Below are 17,746 nucleotides of genomic sequence, written 5' to 3'. Positions count from 1 at the left end.
ATTCTAACATCCCGCCCAGCTCCTGTGGAAACAGCTTTGCCGTCTTTTTATAGCAGATAACGTTTCAACAGCTGATCTTTGCGCAAAAGAGCGGTCTCCCGATAATTCGGAAAACCGCTCCTGTGGATAACAGCAGCTTATCGCTCTCCGCTGCCGGATTCTGAAGATTTTTTCGGTTCGCCAATACTGGGCGGACCGCTTGCCTGGTCTGAGCGCTTCACATATTTATCATACCGGTCATCCAGCTCATAGGCGATTTTGCGGTAACGAAGCGTCTCTTCGACTATGGGGTCAAGTGTAGTCTGTATGCGGATCTCATACTTGGGCGAAATCTGACGGATCTCCTTGGCCTGCCGGTCCGCCTGCTCCATCTCGCCGTCCTCCAGAAGCTCGCTTAGCCTCCGCTCCAGATCTTCATTCTCATTCATAACGGTGTAAGCCCTCCTACTGCTTCTTGAAGCCTGTAGCATCTGCGGCCTGCAGGGACGTAACCAGATAATCATGAATTCGTCCATTGCTTGCGACTACATGGCGTGTGCCGATATCGTAGGGATCACCCAGCGTATTCGTGACCTTGCCGCCGGATTCCAGCACCAGCAGCACCCCCGCTGCGCAGTCCCAAGGGCTCAGTCCAACCTCCCAATACCCGTCCACTCGTCCGGCAGCAACATAAGCCAGATGCAGTGCCGCCGATCCTCCGGCACGAATGCCGCGGACCTGCGGCATAATCTGCTGCAGCCCGGCCATATTCGCCGGCTGGGCCATCACGCGGTCCGGCGGGAAGCCCATGGCGATCAGGCTGTTGCCCGGCAGAGTCTCAGCCGATACCTTCGTAGGAATCCCGTGCATGTATGCGCCCTTCCCCTTCTCGGCCACGAACATCTCGTCCCGGATCGGATCATAGATCACGCCTACCGTAAGCTCTCCCTTAACAACCAGAGCAATCGATACACAATAGAACGGGAAGCCGTGCACGAAATTAGTCGTGCCGTCTATCGGATCGACGATCCACAGATACTCATGCTCCCGTGCTTCATCCAGCGCGGCCGTCAGTGCCTCCGCACCAGGCTCAACACCCTCCTCACCAAGGATGGCATGGTCGGGATAATGGGTCAGGATCAGCCGGCGGATCATCTGCTCCACACCCTTATCGACCTCCGTGACCAGATCCTGGGCCGATGTCTTACTGCCCAGCTCCTTCACCTGGCCTTGTCTGCTCTTGATCCATTCCCCCGCTTTGGCCGCAGCATTGATGGCTGCCGCCGTATGTCCCTTGCTTGTAACTACATAGGGCTGCCGTTCATTTCGGTTATCAGGACTTACAGGACTCATCTCTTCACTCCGCTTTCTTTGCGCATGATTGTTCTCCCGGGGACCGCTGTTTCCGCAGGATACCCTTTCTCTGCCTTAGAACATGACTGCTCAACTTTCTTTCAACGTACCTCATTTCGGCCGGTTTATCAAGTCATGACTAGTGCCGCTCACGGGCCTGGCCGGCAAGTTTTTTGCCAGTTATGGTTCTATATTCACACTCGCTCCGTTTAGTACCATAATTCCATTCCCGCCTTCCGACAGTCCCTTCATCTCCTCCATCAGACCGAACAGGGCCCCATCCTTGAGCTTCGCCTCAATCATCACATCTACGGCGGGAGTATCCGCAGCAATCCGCTTCAGAAAAGCAACCAGCGGTGCCGGCTCCACCCCATCGGCATGGCTGCGCGGATCAGACGGGCTGCGCGGGCTGGACACATGGATCTTCGGCGGCAGCTGCCCTCCGGGCGGTACATCCTTCAGTGCCAGAGGGCTTGTCCATGTCTTCAGGATCTCCGGCCACAGCTCCCAGGGAAGCTCACCTTCATTGTTGACCCATTGGTGATGGATATCCAGCACCATCGGCAGCTCCATTCTGCGGCAAACCTCCAGCGTCTCTACCGCGTTGAACGTCTTGTCGTCGTTCTCCAGCGTCATCCGCTCTCTAAGCGCAAGCGGCAACGCGGAGCATTGTACGCAGAAGCGTTCCGCAGACAGAGGCTTGTCCCCGTAAGCGCCGCCGATGTGGATATTGCTCTTAGCCGTCGCCGGCAGCCCCATCGCGTCCAGCATGTCCGTATGATGCTGCAGATCACGGATCGAGCTTGCAAGCACCTCCGGCCGCGGCGTACTCAGCACCGTGAAGTGATCCGGGTGGAAGCTGACGCGCAGCCCGTGCTTCTTCACATAGCTGCCCACCTCAGCGAATTCCTCCGCAAGAGCAGCCAGCGGATTCCAGTCCGCCAGATCAGGGTGGGTGGCCAGCGGAACCAGCTTGGAGGTGAGCCTGTAGACCTTAATATCCGATCCGACATTATGCTTCAGCAGACGGAGCGTATTATGCAGATTCATCCGGGCGATGGATTCCAGCTTACGAAGGCCCGCCTCCCGGTCGCCCAGCTTGTTGAAGCTTGCCATCGTCATCGTTTTGGAGGGAGAACAGTCAGGAATCACCGTAGACATGGCAACATAGCCGAAGCGGACAATCATCCCTCTTCCCCGAAGAACATCTCGTAGGCAAGAGCCGTCTGAACGCGCGACTCTTCCTCATTCAGCTTCCGGACCAGATCCATTTCCACCGCCGTAACCTCATTGCCCTGAAAATTGATTTCAGCAATCGACGCAGAAATTTTGACAATGGCCACCGCTACATTCTCCGGGGTATAGGCGATCACCTTCTGGCCGGTCGGATAGACACGGAAGCCCTGCTTCACCATCTTGGTACGTCCGTACTCCAGCAGCTCGTACAGCTCCTGCTCATTCTTGAACTTGCACACCGAATTGAATTCTGATTGAAACCCCATGCTTCTCTCTCCTTCCCGGCCGGAATGCTCCCGCCGATCAACGTGGTTTATTCATTATCGTACTTCAGGCCCTGTCTGAACCGGTAACGCTCCAGCGCCAGCCCGATCATACGGTCCAGCAGCGCTTTATAGGACACACCGGTCTCACGCCACAGCAGAGGATACATGCTGAACGGGGTGAAGCCTGGCATGGTATTCACTTCATTAATAAGAATCTTGCCGTCAGACTTCCGCAGGAAAAAGTCGGCCCGGGTAATTCCGCTGCCCTCAATAGCCTTGAAGGCCAATATCGCCGACTCGCGCAAGTGGTCCGCTACCTCGGGATCGACAGGTGCCGGGATCAGCATTTGCGATTTGCCGTCGGTGTACTTGGCCGCATAATCATAATATTCACCGGAAGAGACGATTTCACCCGGAACCGAGGCCTCCGGCTCCTCATTGCCGAGTACCGCCACCTCTACTTCCCGCGCATCCACGAACTCCTCAATAATCACCTTCGTGTCATAACGGAAGGCATAATCCACAGCCTTGATCAGACTTTCCTTGTCCGTGGCCTTGGAGATTCCTACGCTGGAGCCCAGGTTGGCAGGCTTGACGAATACCGGATATCCCAGCTTATCCTCCAGACCTACAATCAGCTCATGCTTGCGCTGTCTCCAGTTCGCAGCATTGAAGTAGCAGTAATCACATTGCTCCAGCCCCGCCTCGCCGAACAGCTTCTTCATAACTACCTTATCCATACCCGCCGATGAAGCCAGCACCCCTGCACCGATATACGGGATATTCGCCATCTCGAACAGTCCCTGAATGGTGCCATCCTCGCCGTTCGTACCATGCAGCAGCGGGAACATGACGTCTATTACCTGCTCGCCTCCGCTGAGCCCGCTGAACAAGGCATTCAGGGCTGTACCCATGTCACCAGCCACCCCGGAGAGCTTAAGCTGCTCAATCGCGGGGAAGGGAGCCTCCAGCACTGCACCTACCTTCCATACCCCCTGCTTGGAGATATAGAACGGAATAATCTCATATTTATCGTAGTCAAAAGCGTTCATAACCGCATAAGCCGTCTGCAGCGATACCTCATGCTCTCCGGATTTGCCGCCGTACACCAGTCCTACGGTAGTTTTAGCGTTCCCCATGCCCTAACCTCTTTCTGATCTATAAATAGTCATTGATATGAAAAAAACGATATGCCGTCCGGTCCGTCCAGGCGTAGGAATCCTTGTAATCCCAGAAGCGATGACGGCTGCTAACCGTCCGCGCATTCACCAGCGGCTGCCCGCCAGCATCAAAAGCGGTAACGATCGTGCTGTGCTGATAATGCCCGTTGCCGTCCCAGTCATACTGAATAATGTCGCCCAGCTGAAGCTGCTCCGGCCGCTCGACAATCTCCGCCCGCAGCCCGCTGCTACGGCTCCCGCTCAGATAACGCTGCAGGCTGTCGGAGACCGCCCAGCTGAAGCTCCACCATTCCTGGGCTCCATTATAGCCCTTGTACCACCAGCCCGTTTCTCTTTTACCAGTATAGTTGATAGGCGCTCCCCCTGCAAAGAGACATTGGGAGACATAATTCGTGCAGTCCACCTCAAAAATCTCGAACTCCGGATTCCCCTCCTTCCACCAGAGGTCGGCATAGGCTGCAGCCTCCTCCCTGCGGTACCGCACCTCCCTTGCGCCGCTTGCGCCCTTCAGGACACGGCGGTTCAGCAGCGGCTGGGAAGGACGCGGATCGGGCAGAGCCTCCCCCCATTCCGAGAGCCGCAGTGCCGGATCTTTCTCCACCACCTTGCGCACTCCATTCCGCTCAGGCACACGGCGCTCCACGTTCACAATCTCCCAGCCGTCTTTTTCACGTACAAAGGTCAGTCGCTCCGACTCCACTACATCCTCACGATGCGTCATCCCGCCCTTCTCATAATAGAAGGCGCTGTGCAGCGCCACATCGGCGACCACCTCGGCAGGATTCTGCCGCACGGTTCGCAGCGTCCGCACCCCTGTCTCCCCGCGCAGCGGAGTAATGCCCCGGCGGGTGTACCACTGGGCGATCCGGCGGGAACGCGTGCGCTGTTCGTCCAGGAACCGGGGGTCCCTAATTGTGGTATGGCGCGGTTCGGCGCCAGGTGCAACCCGCCCCTTGTTCAGCTGGTCCACATAGACATAGAGACTTTTCTTCCACTGCTGCTCCATTCATCCTCCGCCCTTTCGTTCACAGATAAGAATGTATATGATGTAAGCTAAGAATATTCCTTCACGGTTTCACCGCCACAATGGCTGCTGTCCTATGTATATGAAGGATTGCTCGCACCTATACGGAAGCGGGAGCGATTTAACTGCAAGGAAGTCAGGGAGCCGGCGGTTCTATGCATCCGTGGAAACCCTGAATATACCTTACATCAAGGAGCAAAAAAAACTTTACTCCCCCCATTGTAAACGTTATACTTAAAGTATAGGAATTATGAAATGTAGTTTCACCAGATGAAACGAGGAGGCGCATATATGCCAAGCAAGGACCATTTTTCATTGGCCAAGAACCTGAAATCAGGTGGCAAAACTTATCGCTACTATCATTTGAATGCTCTGGAGGAGCAAGGTGCAGGCGACATTTCCTCCCTGCCATTCTCCATTAAGGTCTTACTCGAAGCGGCTGTCCGCCAATATGACGGACGGGCAATTACTGAAGAACATGTCAAGCAGCTGGCCAACTGGTCCGGCGGCATTGACCGCAATAAGGAAATCCCGTTCATTCCTGCCCGGATTGTCCTGCAGGATTTCACCGGCGTACCTGTAGTTGTGGATCTCGCCGCTATGCGCGATACCGTTAAGAAGGCGGGCGGAGACCCGAAGAAGATCAACCCGCTTGTACCGGTTGACCTTGTTATTGACCATTCGGTTATGGTGGATGCGTTCGGAACGGCCGATGCCCTTGAATATAATATGAACGTAGAATTTGAGCGTAATGAGGAGCGCTACCGCTTCCTGCGCTGGGCACAGACCGCCTTCAATAATTTCCGTGCGGTTCCCCCGGCAACCGGAATTGTGCATCAGGTGAACCTGGAGTATCTGGCTTCTGTTGCGGCCACCAAGACCATTGACGGAGAGACAGTTGTCTACCCGGATTCCCTGGTCGGCACGGACTCCCATACTACAATGATTAACGGCCTTGGCGTAGTAGGCTGGGGCGTCGGCGGAATTGAGGCTGAAGCAGGAATGCTTGGACAGCCGCTGTATTTCGTTACCCCGGATGTCGTTGGCTTCAAGCTGACCGGCAGTCTGATGGAAGGCGCTACAGCTACCGATCTGGCCCTTACCGTTACCCAAATGCTGCGCAAAAAAGGCGTAGTCGGCAAGTTCGTCGAATTCTACGGTCCGGGTCTGGCGAACATCAGTCTGGCAGACCGGGCGACAGTAGCCAACATGGCTCCTGAATACGGTGCAACCGTCGGCTTCTTCCCTGTAGATGAGGAGACACTGGCCTATCTGCGCAGCACCGGACGCCCGGATGAGCTGGTAGAGCTGGTAGGGGATTATTATAAGGCGCAGGGTATGTTCCGCACCGCAGAGACACCGGACCCGACATTCAGCGATGTCATTGAGCTGGATCTGGCTTCTGTGGTTCCCAGCCTGGCCGGACCGAAGCGTCCGCAGGACCGGGTAGAGCTTACCCATATGAAGGAGAATTTCGAAGGCATTATCCGTACACCTGTCGACAAGGGCGGCTATGGCCTCAGCGACGAGAAGATTGCGGAAGAAGTTGAGATTCAGCACAAGAACGGAAGCACTAGCAAGCTCTCTACAGGAGCGGTAGTCATTGCAGCCATCACGAGCTGTACGAACACCTCTAACCCGAGCGTAATGCTGGGCGCAGGACTGCTTGCCAAGAAGGCTGTAGAACGCGGGCTGACCAAACCGGGCTATGTCAAAAGCAGCCTGACTCCCGGATCGCTGGTCGTTACGGAATACCTGCAGAAGGCAGATCTGCTGAAGCCGCTAGAAGCGCTCGGCTTCTACCTGGCCGGCTACGGCTGCGCTACCTGTATCGGCAACTCCGGTCCGTTGCCGGATGAAGTCAGCGAAGCCATTACAGAGCATGATATGACGGTTGCCGCCGTAATATCCGGGAACCGTAACTTCGAGGGCCGCGTGCATGCCCAGGTCAAAGCCAACTATCTGGCTTCACCGCCGCTGGTTGTCGCCTACGCACTGGCCGGCACGGTGAATATTGACCTGAAGACCGAGCCGCTGGGCTATGACCCGCAGGGTGAGCCTGTCTTCCTGGCCGATATCTGGCCGACTACAGCCGAGATCCGCGAAGCCGTAGCGCTCTCACTCAGTCCGGAAATGTTCCGTAGCAAATACGAGAATGTATTCACAGCCAATGAACGCTGGAATAACATTCCGGTACCGGAAGGCGAGCTGTATGAGTGGGATAACAACTCTACCTACATTCAGAATCCGCCATTCTTCGAGCATCTGGCAGACGGTGTCTCTGACATTAAGGACATCAAGAGCTCCCGTGTGCTTGCCCTGCTTGGCGATTCCGTCACTACCGACCATATCTCGCCAGCCGGGAATATCTCCACTTCCGGTCCAGCCGGAGAATATCTGCGCGGCCATGGCGTGGAACGCGCTGACTTCAACTCCTACGGCTCGCGCCGCGGGAATCATGAGGTGATGATGCGCGGTACCTTCGCTAACATCCGTATCCGCAACGCAGTGGCTCCTGGAACAGAAGGCGGCGTAACCACCTTCCTCCCGAGCGATGAGGTCATGTCGATCTATGACGCCTCCATGCTGTACCAGTCGGCCGGACAGAACCTGATCGTTATCGCCGGTAAAGAATACGGCACAGGCAGCTCCCGCGACTGGGCTGCTAAGGGAACACTCCTCCTCGGAGTCAAAGCCGTCATCGCTGAGAGCTTCGAGCGGATTCACCGCAGCAATCTCGTCGGCATGGGCGTGTTGCCGCTGCAGTTCCAGGAAGGCCATGGCTGGAGCAGCATGGGGCTGACCGGACGCGAGACCTTCGACATTACCGGTCTTGACAACCATGTCCTTCCCGGACAGGAGCTGACAGTCACTGCTACCCGTGAAGATGGCACCCAGTTCGACTTCCCGGTCATTGCCCGTCTCGATAGTACCGTAGACATCGACTACTACCGCAATGGCGGTATTCTGCAGACAGTCCTCCGCCAGATGCTGGCAGATGCTACAGCTTCGGAAGCGGCTCAGCCGGTAGAATAATTCGGCTTCATAAGGATAGATCATTATACAAGCTGCGCCGGTATCAGATTTCAGTCTGATACCGGCGCAGCTTTTTGTCTTTTTCAGGAATGCCCTATTTGACTGACAGCAGGCTGGTCGTAATGAAATCCAGCTGTTTCTCCAGAGAGATCGGGTCATTGTACGTATCGGCAGCAGGGTTCAACTGGAATACATTCCCTGCCTTGACCGCCGGAAGCCCCTTCCACAGCGGATTGTCATAGACAATCTTCGGGTCTGTAGTATCCCCTGACCACGGGCAGGTAAAGATAATGTCTCCGGCAAAGTCCGGCAGCTTCTCCAGGGAGATGGAAGCCCAGCCAGTTCCGCTGTCGATGGCCTCCTTCTGCGCTTCTGCGGGAGCCTTCAGCCCGAACTCCCCATACAGAATCTCACCGCCCCGGCCATAGTTATGCCCAAAGACATACAACCCCTTGGCATATGGATTCAGGATAGATACCGTCTTATTGCCAACAGCAGCCTGTACCTGCGGCTTCAGCTCAGCAATGCGGGCCTCCCACTGGGCGATCCAGGCCTTAGCTTCATCATTCTTGTTCACCAGCTTGCCGTAGTCGAGCATCTGATCCTTATAATTCTTGGCGCCATACTGAATCTGTACCACAGGCGCAATTTCCTTCAGCTTATCGATGCCTTCTGTGCCGGTATACACAATAATCAGGTCAGGGTCCAGGGACAGGATATTCTCCGGGGTGACATCATCACCAAGCCCTTCTGCACCTTCAAGCATTTCTGCAAGATAGGGACTATCCTTGGCTCCTTGCATGACTCCTACCGGCTTCACACCCAGCGCCAGAAGATATCCTGTATAAAAGGCTGTAGTATCCACGATTCTCTGCGGATTCTTAGGCACTTGAACCTCACCGGCGCTATCCTGGAAAGTAACCATCTCTGCTTCAGCGGAGGGTTTATCAGTAGCCGGAGCAGCAGAGGGTGCTTCAGAAGCTGCAGGTGCAGGAGCATTCGCTGCTGCCCCGGAGCCAGAGCCGGAATTACCCGATGAACCGCAGGCTGCCAGCAGGACAGCCATGACGAGAGTAAAGACAATCAGGACAAGACTTTGTTTAGAGTATCGCAAGATAATCCCCCTATGTATATATGATATTGATAATCATTATCATTAGTAATATATCACAGAGTAGGCAGGCTGACAACTCTCCGGGAACTTTTTTGTAGCCGGTTTTCGCATACGTTTTGAAGTGTTTCTTCCATCCGGGCGGTGCTCCGCCTATCCCTTGCCAATTCCGGGCTTTCTCTCTCACCGACCACTTGCTTGGATCCGCATTGTTGCACATCTTGCAGGATTTCTCTAAAAATGTTACTGGCTGTGATACATTGTTGCATCTTTTGCAGAATTTTCGGTATTTAGGATGGCGTAAAGTAAGTTGTGTACCAAGATTTGGAGCCTAGTCAGGCACCAAAAAAGTAGGGTATCCTCGGGATTGCGAAACCACCAAGGAGGAACCCTACCAATGAATATTTTACCCGAAAGTTCGCTGAATAATCTATTTGAAAAACTTGTTAAAGATTTTGTGAAAGACAACATGGAACGCCTGTTGCGCGCCGAAATCCAGGGGTTTATGGAGAGTGAAGAAGCCGGCGCCAGCAATAGTCGCAATGGCTACTATACGCGAGACTTACACACGAAATACGGCCATATCGAGGATCTTCAGGTGCCCCGGGACCGCCAAAGCCTTTTCCAGACGCAGTTGTTTGAGCCGTACCAGCGGCGGGACGGATGGTTAGAAGAGGCCGTCATCCAAATGTATAAATCGGGCATGGGTACGCGGGATGTGGCCCGGTTCATTGAAAGTATGTTTGGCAGCCACTACTCCCCCACCACGGTCAGCAATATTACGGCTACGGTGCTAGACGATATCCACCAGTGGCAGAAACGGCCACTGAGCAAACGGTACTCCGTCATCTATTTAGATGGGCTGTACGTGAAGCTGAAACGGGGCACGGTTCGTGGTGAAGTGGTCTACTTTGCGATGGGAATTGACGAGGAGGGCCAGCGTCAAATTCTCGGGTTCTACGTGGGTGGCCAAGAGAGTTCGAATGGCTGGCGGGAGGTACTCAAAGACCTGTACGACCGCGGAGCGCAGGAAGTCCTGCTGGGTGTGTTTGACGGGCTACCGGGACTGGATGCGGCGTTTAAAGAGACCTATCCTCAGGCGGATGTACAGCATTGCGTAGTGCACAAAGTGCGGGCCACGTTTCATAAAATTCGGGTGGAGCACAAAACCGATGTCATGGAGGCGTTGAAAACCGTATATACGGCACCGGATGAAGTGGTCGCCCGGGCTAACTTTGATACGGTCAAAGCGAAGTGGAACAAGCTGTATCCGAAGGAAATGAGGTCCTGGGAGGAACAGTTATCCACACTCCTGACGTTCTACAACTATCCGCTGTCGATCCGTAAAGCGATCTACACGTCGAACCCCATCGAGCGGATGAACAAGGAAATCCGCAAGCGTCTGAAACCGATGAACAGTCTGACAAACATGGATGCCGCAGAGAAAATCGTGTACCTGGAGATGCTGGAATACAATGAACGTCATGCAGGGCGGGTCGCCCAAGGCTTTGGAGTGGATGCCGTTAAAAAGAAGCTAAAAGAGCTATTCGAAACACGCTACCCCTCTTTGCCCACACCGGAAGAGGCGTAACAGAGAAATCCAGTTTCTGGGAGTCGGGGTTCCCCCTCCCCCCAGAAACACTACATCCCAACCCGTAACCCGGGGGAGGCACTTCTACTCTTTTACACAAACTTCTTGACGCTACCGTATTTAGAGTTAGTTAGCGCTGGATTTGTTGCATTTCGTGCAGGATTTCAGCATAGAACGCTTCTTTGGGGCAGTATTGTTGCACTTTTTGCAGGATTCCTCTTAAAATGTTACTGCCTGTGATGCATGGGGCCATTCCCTCCGCGCAGCGGCACCCATTGTATTCGGTTTTTCTGTGAAAATACGTCTGGCACTGCGATAAACACACGGCCTACGCGGCGCGTCCAGTCCAATTGTGTTCGGTTTTTCGATTACATCTGGCCTACACGGCACTCCCAGTCCAATTGTGTTCGGTTTTTCGAATACATCTGGCCTACGCAGCGCGTCCAGTCCAATTGCGTTTGGTTTTCTGTAGAAATATGGTAAATAAATAAAAGTATAAAAATGTAATATCCAAAAAAACCGTCCTTAGTAAGGACGGCTTCGTTTCAGCGAGAAGTAGCAAGATAGGTTATGGGCATAAGCAAATGAATAATCGTGACTCCAGGAGGGCTTTCAGGACATCTCGATACGCTCGGAATCGAATATTCTTTTGTAGACCAGTGCTATGATCTGTGAGCGGTCTGTTACGTCCATTTTATTAAAAATACGGCTCAGATGATTCTTGACGGTATGCTCGCTGATAAACAAGGCGCTGGCAATATCCTTGTTCGTCTTGCCCAGAATAATCAGCTCCAGCACTTCCTCCTCGCGCGGCGAGATTCCCCATTCCTCCTTGGGCGTCTTCAGTGCCGTACTGTTCAGCAGCTTCCCAGCCGACACGCCTCTTTTGGCGGACATCGCTTCCGAGCGGCTGCGCAAGAAGGATTGGAAGGTAGTGCGCGGCTCACTGTACAGCTCCCCGACCACATGATCATCCAGGTTGAAGCGGGAGGGGTCCAGCCACTCCAGATCCGTGTCCGCCAGCAGCTCCTTATCCGCGCCCTTGCCTGCATGATGAAGCACCAGTGCGAGCAGTTGGGCAGTGACAGAGACCGAAGGCTTATTGATCTGAAAATAGAACGAAGCAAACTGGTCCACCTGCTTCAGCAAAGAAAGCTCCTCCGGGTAGAACCCGTATCCCTGCAGGAAATCCAGCCTGAACGGAGCCAGCAGAGCAGCCGTTCTCATCTGCTCTGACTCCCGCTCCGGCAGTCCTGTATAACGGGCAAGCTCATACGCCATGGCAGAAGCCTCTGCCGATAAGCGGTGCAGCTCGGGATTACTGAGCCGGAGATAATGAAGTGTCTGTCCGGTGAAGACCCCTGCCTGCTTCATATGTCTGGCTTCCTTCTCGATCAGACGGATCGAAGTACTCGCCAGACTGGCGAGACAGCCGGTTAAGGACAGCCACTCCTCGGCTTCGCTGCGGCGTCTGAAGCCCACTGACAGAATGCCCTTGAATACCTTCTCGGCAATCAGCGGACATTCGAGCAAGACCTGCCCCTCGGCCTCCCCGTTGATGATCGCAGAAGAGAGAAAGGCCTGCGAGGAGTAACGGGACTGGAGGTCCTGGACATACGGCGCAATCTCCTCCGGCCTCCACCCCTTGGCGTAATGGGTATCCCCCGGCTGCTCCTCGAAGAATACGAGCACCGATGACGGGAAGAACGGCATGCCCATTACCATATCCAGCAGCACAGTGCCCAGCTCCTGAGTCGATGCGGCCTGCGGCAGCAGGCGGGCAGCCTCCTTCAAGCGCTGGGTGGCTTCCCTGCGCAGGGCTTCGCGCTGCACCAGTTGCTCTCCCCGTCCGGATAAGCCCAGGAGCGCAGCAACATTCTGCTCATACTGGGCATAATCCTGGATTGGACGGCTCTTCCCAAAGCCTACAGCAAGCAGCAATGCCCTCTTCCCGCTGTGAATTCTCAGCGGATAGCATGACAAATATTCCGGCTGCGTCATTGCGCGCTGAGTGAAGAATAACGATCTCGGATCTTGGGCAATATCCTGCCAGTGCCGGGGCTCCCTGCCCAGAACTGCCTGTCCCAGGAAGCCGTCTCCCTGCTGGAACCCGGCATTCATGAGAAGTCCTGCTTCTTTGCCGGCAGAATATTTGACCTTGAACTGTCCGGCCTCCTCCTCTTGGGCAAAGGCATACAGCTCCGCATCAGAGAACATACCGGCCATCTGTTGCAGCACAACCTCTATCTTCAGGAACTCACTCTCCAGATTGGATAACAGCTGGGTAATCACCAGGCTGCGTCTCTGTTCCAGCGGCTTCACTGCGCACCCCGCCAGCAATTTGGAGAGCACATTCCCGAGCACACTCAATTTCCCCCTGATGCTGACGATGCCTTCCCGGCTAAGCTCAGGCATGACGGCCAGTACATCCTTCAACATCTCATAGTCGGGGTGTTTCCGCATCTTGGCCTCGAACGCCTGCAGCACAAGCCCGCGGGTACCTTCTTCCATATATAAGCCGGACCATAAATAGTACGTCTGCCCATAGTCTGGAACCAGCGGACTGACCACATACTTCAGTCCGGGGACCCACTCTTCAAGTACGGCAGGATATGATAAGGGGCCCATTCTGAGCAATGCAGGCTCGAAGGGACGCTCTATGACCTGTAAAGATTTAAACATCTTCTGATAGAATATTCCGGAAAGCGTAGGGCGGGTAACCACATTCCCAGCCTGATCCGTAAGCACAAGCGCCTGGCCCGTAACAGAGCCGAACGTATCCTGGAGCTCTTGAATTTCTCCCATCAGTGAATCGGGTATAGCCACTTTCATCCCATCACCTCGTGCCCCTGGATTCCTATTATTTCTTCACTCTTAATTTAGCTAATCATTACTAATGATAGTTCATTTTAACTAGATATACAATGAATGACGAAGACTGAATAGCCTGTATGTCCTAAAGTTTTCCTTCATAAATCTGCTGCCGGAGGCCTCAGATCAGCCCATCATTAGGCCCATTTCAGCAGCAGCCTCAGCCAAAATGACAGCATATTCCTCCAGAGTCTCCCGCGACAAACGGCTGACCGGGCCGGACATCGAGAGCGCTGCTACCACGCCCCCGGCCCGTCCGGCGATGGGCACAGCCACGGCTGCCGCTCCCGGCTCCCGTTCCTCGAAGCTAGTTGCATAGCCGCAGCGGGTGATCTCCTTCAGCTGCTCCAGGTACTGGCTGCGGTCTACACTGTCCGGCCATGCGGGGTCGGCCAGCAGCCGGACCTGCACTTCCGGCGGCGCGTAAGCAGCCAGAACCTTGCTTGATGCGCCTACCGAGAGCGGCAGCCTTGCCCCGATCTGGGCTACCCGGCGGATAGCCTGCCGGCTCTGCACCGCCTGAATGCGCACACGCTCCAGATTGTCGCGCAGATACAGGCTGACCGTCTCTCCCAGGCGGTCGCGCAGCCGCTCCATGGCGGGCAGCAGAAGCACCGCCGGCTCGTTCAGCGTCGGGAGATGTGTGGACAGCTCCCAGATGCGGATGCCCAGGCGGTATTTGTCCGTCCCCTCATCCCGCTGCAGGAAGCCCTTCTCCTCCAGTGTGGTCAGCAGGCGGTGCACTGTGCTTTTATGCAGGCCGATTTTCGCAGAGATCTCCGTCAGACTAAGGTCGTAATCATCATTATCCTGAGTGAAGCACAGTAATATATCCAGCGCACGTTCTACGGCGCGTACAGTCAGCTTCCGGTCTTCCACCCCGATCTCCCCTTCACATGTTTCACCTATTGAAACCCGGTTACATAATTATTAAGATATCCCTATCTTAGTGCAAAAGCCTAAATAAAGTCCAGCAGATTCCGTATCCATAATCAGCCGTCCGCAGTTTACAGTTACATTACAAAAGAACCATTTCCATTGACTTTGTAAGGGCATAAATTTACGATTAAATATATGAACTATTCATGCTCTGAATCTTGAAACTTTCCAGGAGGGGACCTTATGAATCTGGCAACTAGTCATCCCGGCGCGCCGGTCTCCCGTATGCCTAACGAGGGTAAGCCCGCTTCGTCACCACTAATTCCACTTCGGATGATACGCGTCAAGCACATCATTGTGGCCCTGCTGTTATCCGTATTCTTCTTCTTTGTATTCTGCTTCATCGCCCTGCATGCCTATATCGCCTGGGTACTCTCGAATCCTACCGTAGCCCCGCTCTACTCTAATCCTTATCAGGCCAAGGGGCTCGCCTACGAGGATATCAGCTTCCCTGCCAAGGACGGCAGCCGGATGATGGAGGGATGGTATATTCCTTCCAAAGGAGCCACCAAAACTATTGTTTTCAGTCACGGCTATGGTGCGAACCGCGAGGAGAGCTGGGTTCCCATGTATGATCTGGCCCACTACGCGCACAGCCTGAGATTCAATGTCGTCATGTTCGACTACGGCTTCGCCTCCAAGACCGACAGGGATATCGCAACCGGCGGCAAAAAAGAATCCCAGCAGCTGCTCGGAGCCATTGAGTTCGCCAAGGAGCAGGGGGCAGACCAGATTGTGGTCTGGGGCTTCTCGATGGGCGCAGGCACCGCCCTGCAGGCTGGACTTGTAACCAAAGATGTGGACGCGATGATTCTGGACAGCACCTTCCTGCTGGAGCCGGACACCCTGTACCATAACATCAAGCAGAACATCAATCTTCCCCGCCAGCCTTCGCTGGAGATTATGGAGATGCTCTTCCCGGTGCTGAACGGCACAGGACTGAATCAGATTCCTTACTCCAAGGTCAAATCGGAGGATTATCCGTTCCCCGTACTGTTCATGCACGGCACCAAGGATGATAAGGCACCTTATCCGATTGCCGAGGAGCTGGCGGCGAACCAGAGTAATCCGTATTCGGATTCATGGATCGTGGAGGACAGCCATCATGAGCTGCTGTTCCGCGAGCACCCGCGTGAGTATCTGCGGCGGGTATCCGCTTTTCTCGGGAATGTGCAGCTGGCCCAGATCAGCGGGAGCCAAGGCAACCCCACCGCAAGCAAATAGCATCTTATCGTTACCTACGGCATGTGCAGATGTATCCTGTGATACATTTTGTGCATGCCTTTTTACTGTGCGGGGTACAGGACCTCCAATCCGCCGCAATTCCCCTCGCAGGCCAGTCTCATAAGCTGTCCCTCTCCGGCATATAATGGACCGATGAAACTTTAGGACGGGAGGACTGCATGTCATGCCATATGTATTCGTTGCACCGCCGCCAGTACAGATTCTAGGGGAGATTGCCTTCTGGAAAAACCAGGAGAAGGAGCATGCCGAGGTCCTGATCCAGATCATCCCACGCCTGGAGGAGCCTTATGTAAAGCTGCTGGAGGACTGGGCCATTGTCTTCCTGGCTACAGAACAGACGGCGCAGCAGCTGCTCGCTAGTCCCCAGGCACCGGACGCAGGCGGTCCGGGGAGTCCATCTGCCGAAGCCGGGCGGCTGCTGCACACCGCCTGCGACCAGTCCTCCGAATTCATCCGGCACCTGAAGACCATGAAGGAGGCCAGCGCCGCCGTCAATGCCTTCCCCCTGGCGGGAACCACGCTGCTGCACTTCATCCGGGAGTCCGAATACTTCCTCGCTGTACTGGCCGCTCTGACCCCTGCGGACTACGGACCCGGGATGCTGCGGATGAATCCGCCGGAACAGGCTGAACCCGCTCCTTCACCCGCTCCTGCTGCAGGCGGAGACAGTCTCCAGGGAACAGGAAGCTTCGCAGTTCCGTTATGGGAATCCCACGAGGCAGGCTCGGTTCCCATCGGCGGGCATACGCTTCCCCCTCTGCCTTATGCCTATAATGCTCTGGAGCCGTATATTGACGAGAAGACGATGATCATTCATCACGACAAGCATCACCAGAGCTATGTAGACGGGCTGAACAAGGCCGAGAACAAGCTGGCGGAAGCGCGCCTGAGTGGCGACTATGATCTGGTTAAGCATTGGGAGCGGGAGCTTGCCTTCAATGGGGCCGGACACTATCTGCATACGATCTTCTGGAATGTCATGTCCCCGCAAGGAGGCGGCCGCCCCTCCGGCGCCCTGCTGGACGCTATAGAACGCAGCTTCGGAAGCTATGATGCCTTCAAGACCCAGTTCACTGAGGCCGCGGGTAAAGTCGAGGGCGGCGGATGGGCTATTCTGGTCTGGAGCCCGCGCAGCCGCAGACTGGAGATTCTGACGGCTGAGAAGCATCAGAATCTGTCCCAATGGGATGTCGTTCCGCTGCTGGCGCTCGATGTGTGGGAGCATGCCTATTACCTCAAGCATCAGAACAACCGTGCAGATTACATCCAGGACTGGTGGAGAGTCGTGAACTGGCCTTATGTCGCCGAGCGCTACGGGGCTGCCCGCAAGCTGGTCTGGCAGCCTTTCTGAGGCTCTGTGGTGTATTCGTTTTCCGCATACAACAAGCCCGCGCACCTTCAGCGCTGCACATTGTATTCGTCTTTCGCATACGTTCTGATGAACTTCTCCCTCTCATGGCGGCGTTCTGCATATCTCTGCGTATCTCTGGCCAATTCTGAGGTTGTTCACTCTCACCGGCTGCTTGTATGGAGTAGCATTGTTGCACTTCTTGCAGGATTTCTCTAAATTTATTAGAAGCTGTGGAGTATTGGGTCACACACCTTCGCGCGAGCACAATGTATGCTGTTCTTCACACACATTTAGGCCGTGTGCCTGCTTGCGAGACAATGTATGCTGTTTTCCGCATACATTCGGGCCACATGCCTGCGCGCTAGCAAATGTATACTGTTTTTCACATACATTCGGTCCGTGTGCCTGCTTGCGAGCACAATGTATGCTGTTTTCCGCATACATTCGGGCCATATGCCTGCGCGCTAGCAAATGTATGCTATTTTCCGCATACATTTGAGCCACGCACCTTCGCGCGCAAAAGCCCGCCGCCACTGTTGAAGTGGCAGGCGGGCTTTTGCGCT

Annotated in this window: 12 protein-coding genes and 1 pseudogene; 4 read left to right on the top strand and 9 right to left on the bottom strand. The window is 54.8% G+C overall.

All coding sequences use genetic code 11. The features are described 5' to 3' along the window. Positions 1–137: 137 nt before the first annotated feature. From NYE26_RS01500 to NYE26_RS01475, 6 genes are all read right to left on the bottom strand, one after another. The gene (locus NYE26_RS01500; RefSeq protein ID WP_076084769.1) at positions 138–428 is read right to left on the bottom strand and encodes a hypothetical protein; all 291 of its coding nucleotides are present in this window, start codon (positions 426–428) and stop codon (positions 138–140) included. Between the two features lie 16 nt (positions 429–444). Beyond that, positions 445–1,332, bottom strand: coding sequence for an inositol monophosphatase family protein (locus NYE26_RS01495; protein ID WP_339253375.1), 888 nt, complete (start codon positions 1,330–1,332; stop codon positions 445–447). A gap of 180 nt (positions 1,333–1,512) precedes the next feature. Further along, positions 1,513–2,520, bottom strand: coding sequence for a UV DNA damage repair endonuclease UvsE (gene uvsE, locus NYE26_RS01490; RefSeq protein ID WP_036723795.1), 1,008 nt, complete (start codon positions 2,518–2,520; stop codon positions 1,513–1,515). Beyond that, entirely contained in the window at positions 2,517–2,834 is a 318-nt protein-coding gene (locus tag NYE26_RS01485; protein WP_036723794.1) for a hypothetical protein, read from the bottom strand. Before NYE26_RS01485 ends, uvsE begins: the two co-directional genes overlap by 4 nt. A 47-nt stretch (positions 2,835–2,881) precedes the next feature. Further along, complete coding sequence (locus tag NYE26_RS01480) at positions 2,882–3,973, bottom strand: D-alanine--D-alanine ligase (protein WP_036723792.1); 1,092 nt, start codon at positions 3,971–3,973, stop codon at positions 2,882–2,884. Positions 3,974–3,992: 19 nt separating this feature from the next. Further along, positions 3,993–5,021: an amidase domain-containing protein gene (locus NYE26_RS01475; RefSeq protein ID WP_339253371.1), complete on the bottom strand. Its 1,029-nt coding sequence runs from the start codon at positions 5,019–5,021 to the stop codon at positions 3,993–3,995. Between the two features lie 309 nt (positions 5,022–5,330). Between NYE26_RS01475 and acnA the strand changes: the two genes are divergently transcribed. Further along, complete coding sequence (acnA, locus tag NYE26_RS01470) at positions 5,331–8,075, top strand: aconitate hydratase AcnA (RefSeq protein ID WP_036723790.1); 2,745 nt, start codon at positions 5,331–5,333, stop codon at positions 8,073–8,075. 94 nt (positions 8,076–8,169) lie between these two features. Here acnA and NYE26_RS01465 read toward each other — a convergent pair whose 3' ends face one another. Then, positions 8,170–9,189 carry an ABC transporter substrate-binding protein gene (locus NYE26_RS01465; protein ID WP_339253368.1) on the bottom strand — a complete coding sequence of 340 codons (1,020 nt, stop codon included), beginning with the start codon at positions 9,187–9,189 and terminating at the stop codon, positions 8,170–8,172. Between the two features lie 394 nt (positions 9,190–9,583). On the opposite strand from NYE26_RS01465, the gene NYE26_RS01460 reads away from it, so the two are divergent. After that, a complete protein-coding gene (locus tag NYE26_RS01460) occupies positions 9,584–10,777 on the top strand; it encodes an IS256 family transposase (RefSeq protein ID WP_339249823.1) in 1,194 nt (397 codons plus the stop codon). Positions 10,778–11,389: 612 nt separating this feature from the next. Here the strand turns inward: NYE26_RS01460 and NYE26_RS01455 are convergent. Beyond that, a pseudogene (locus tag NYE26_RS01455) lies at positions 11,390–11,596 on the bottom strand (helix-turn-helix transcriptional regulator); the annotation flags it as partial. Between the two features lie 2,178 nt (positions 11,597–13,774). Beyond that, positions 13,775–14,527, bottom strand: coding sequence for an IclR family transcriptional regulator (locus NYE26_RS01450; RefSeq protein ID WP_036723784.1), 753 nt, complete (start codon positions 14,525–14,527; stop codon positions 13,775–13,777). A 285-nt stretch (positions 14,528–14,812) separates the two neighbouring features. Here NYE26_RS01450 and NYE26_RS01445 point away from each other — a divergent pair, with 285 nt between their 5' ends. Beyond that, complete coding sequence (locus tag NYE26_RS01445; RefSeq protein ID WP_245368518.1) at positions 14,813–15,811, top strand: alpha/beta fold hydrolase; 999 nt, start codon at positions 14,813–14,815, stop codon at positions 15,809–15,811. Between the two features lie 184 nt (positions 15,812–15,995). Continuing rightward, a complete protein-coding gene (locus NYE26_RS01440; RefSeq protein ID WP_339253365.1) occupies positions 15,996–17,183 on the top strand; it encodes a Fe-Mn family superoxide dismutase in 1,188 nt (395 codons plus the stop codon). Positions 17,184–17,746: the final 563 nt, after the last annotated feature.

It is taken from the genome of Paenibacillus sp. FSL P2-0136 (genome assembly GCF_037975325.1).
Taxonomy (GTDB): domain Bacteria; phylum Bacillota; class Bacilli; order Paenibacillales; family Paenibacillaceae; genus Paenibacillus_AQ; species Paenibacillus_AQ silagei.
Note: the sequence above shows the minus strand (reverse complement) of the source record. Positions and strands in the feature narration are given on the sequence as shown.

Coding starts and splice junctions, on each gene's coding strand:
- acnA (WP_036723790.1), top strand. CDS start 5,331: ATGCCAAGCAAGGACCATTTTTCATTGGCCAAGAACCTGAAATCAGGT.
- NYE26_RS01495 (WP_339253375.1), bottom strand. CDS start 1,332: ATGAGTCCTGTAAGTCCTGATAACCGAAATGAACGGCAGCCCTATGTA.
- NYE26_RS01440 (WP_339253365.1), top strand. CDS start 15,996: ATGCCATATGTATTCGTTGCACCGCCGCCAGTACAGATTCTAGGGGAG.
- NYE26_RS01485 (WP_036723794.1), bottom strand. CDS start 2,834: ATGGGGTTTCAATCAGAATTCAATTCGGTGTGCAAGTTCAAGAATGAG.
- NYE26_RS01500 (WP_076084769.1), bottom strand. CDS start 428: ATGAATGAGAATGAAGATCTGGAGCGGAGGCTAAGCGAGCTTCTGGAG.
- NYE26_RS01445 (WP_245368518.1), top strand. CDS start 14,813: ATGCCTAACGAGGGTAAGCCCGCTTCGTCACCACTAATTCCACTTCGG.
- NYE26_RS01480 (WP_036723792.1), bottom strand. CDS start 3,973: ATGGGGAACGCTAAAACTACCGTAGGACTGGTGTACGGCGGCAAATCC.
- uvsE (WP_036723795.1), bottom strand. CDS start 2,520: ATGATTGTCCGCTTCGGCTATGTTGCCATGTCTACGGTGATTCCTGAC.
- NYE26_RS01460 (WP_339249823.1), top strand. CDS start 9,584: ATGAATATTTTACCCGAAAGTTCGCTGAATAATCTATTTGAAAAACTT.
- NYE26_RS01475 (WP_339253371.1), bottom strand. CDS start 5,021: ATGGAGCAGCAGTGGAAGAAAAGTCTCTATGTCTATGTGGACCAGCTG.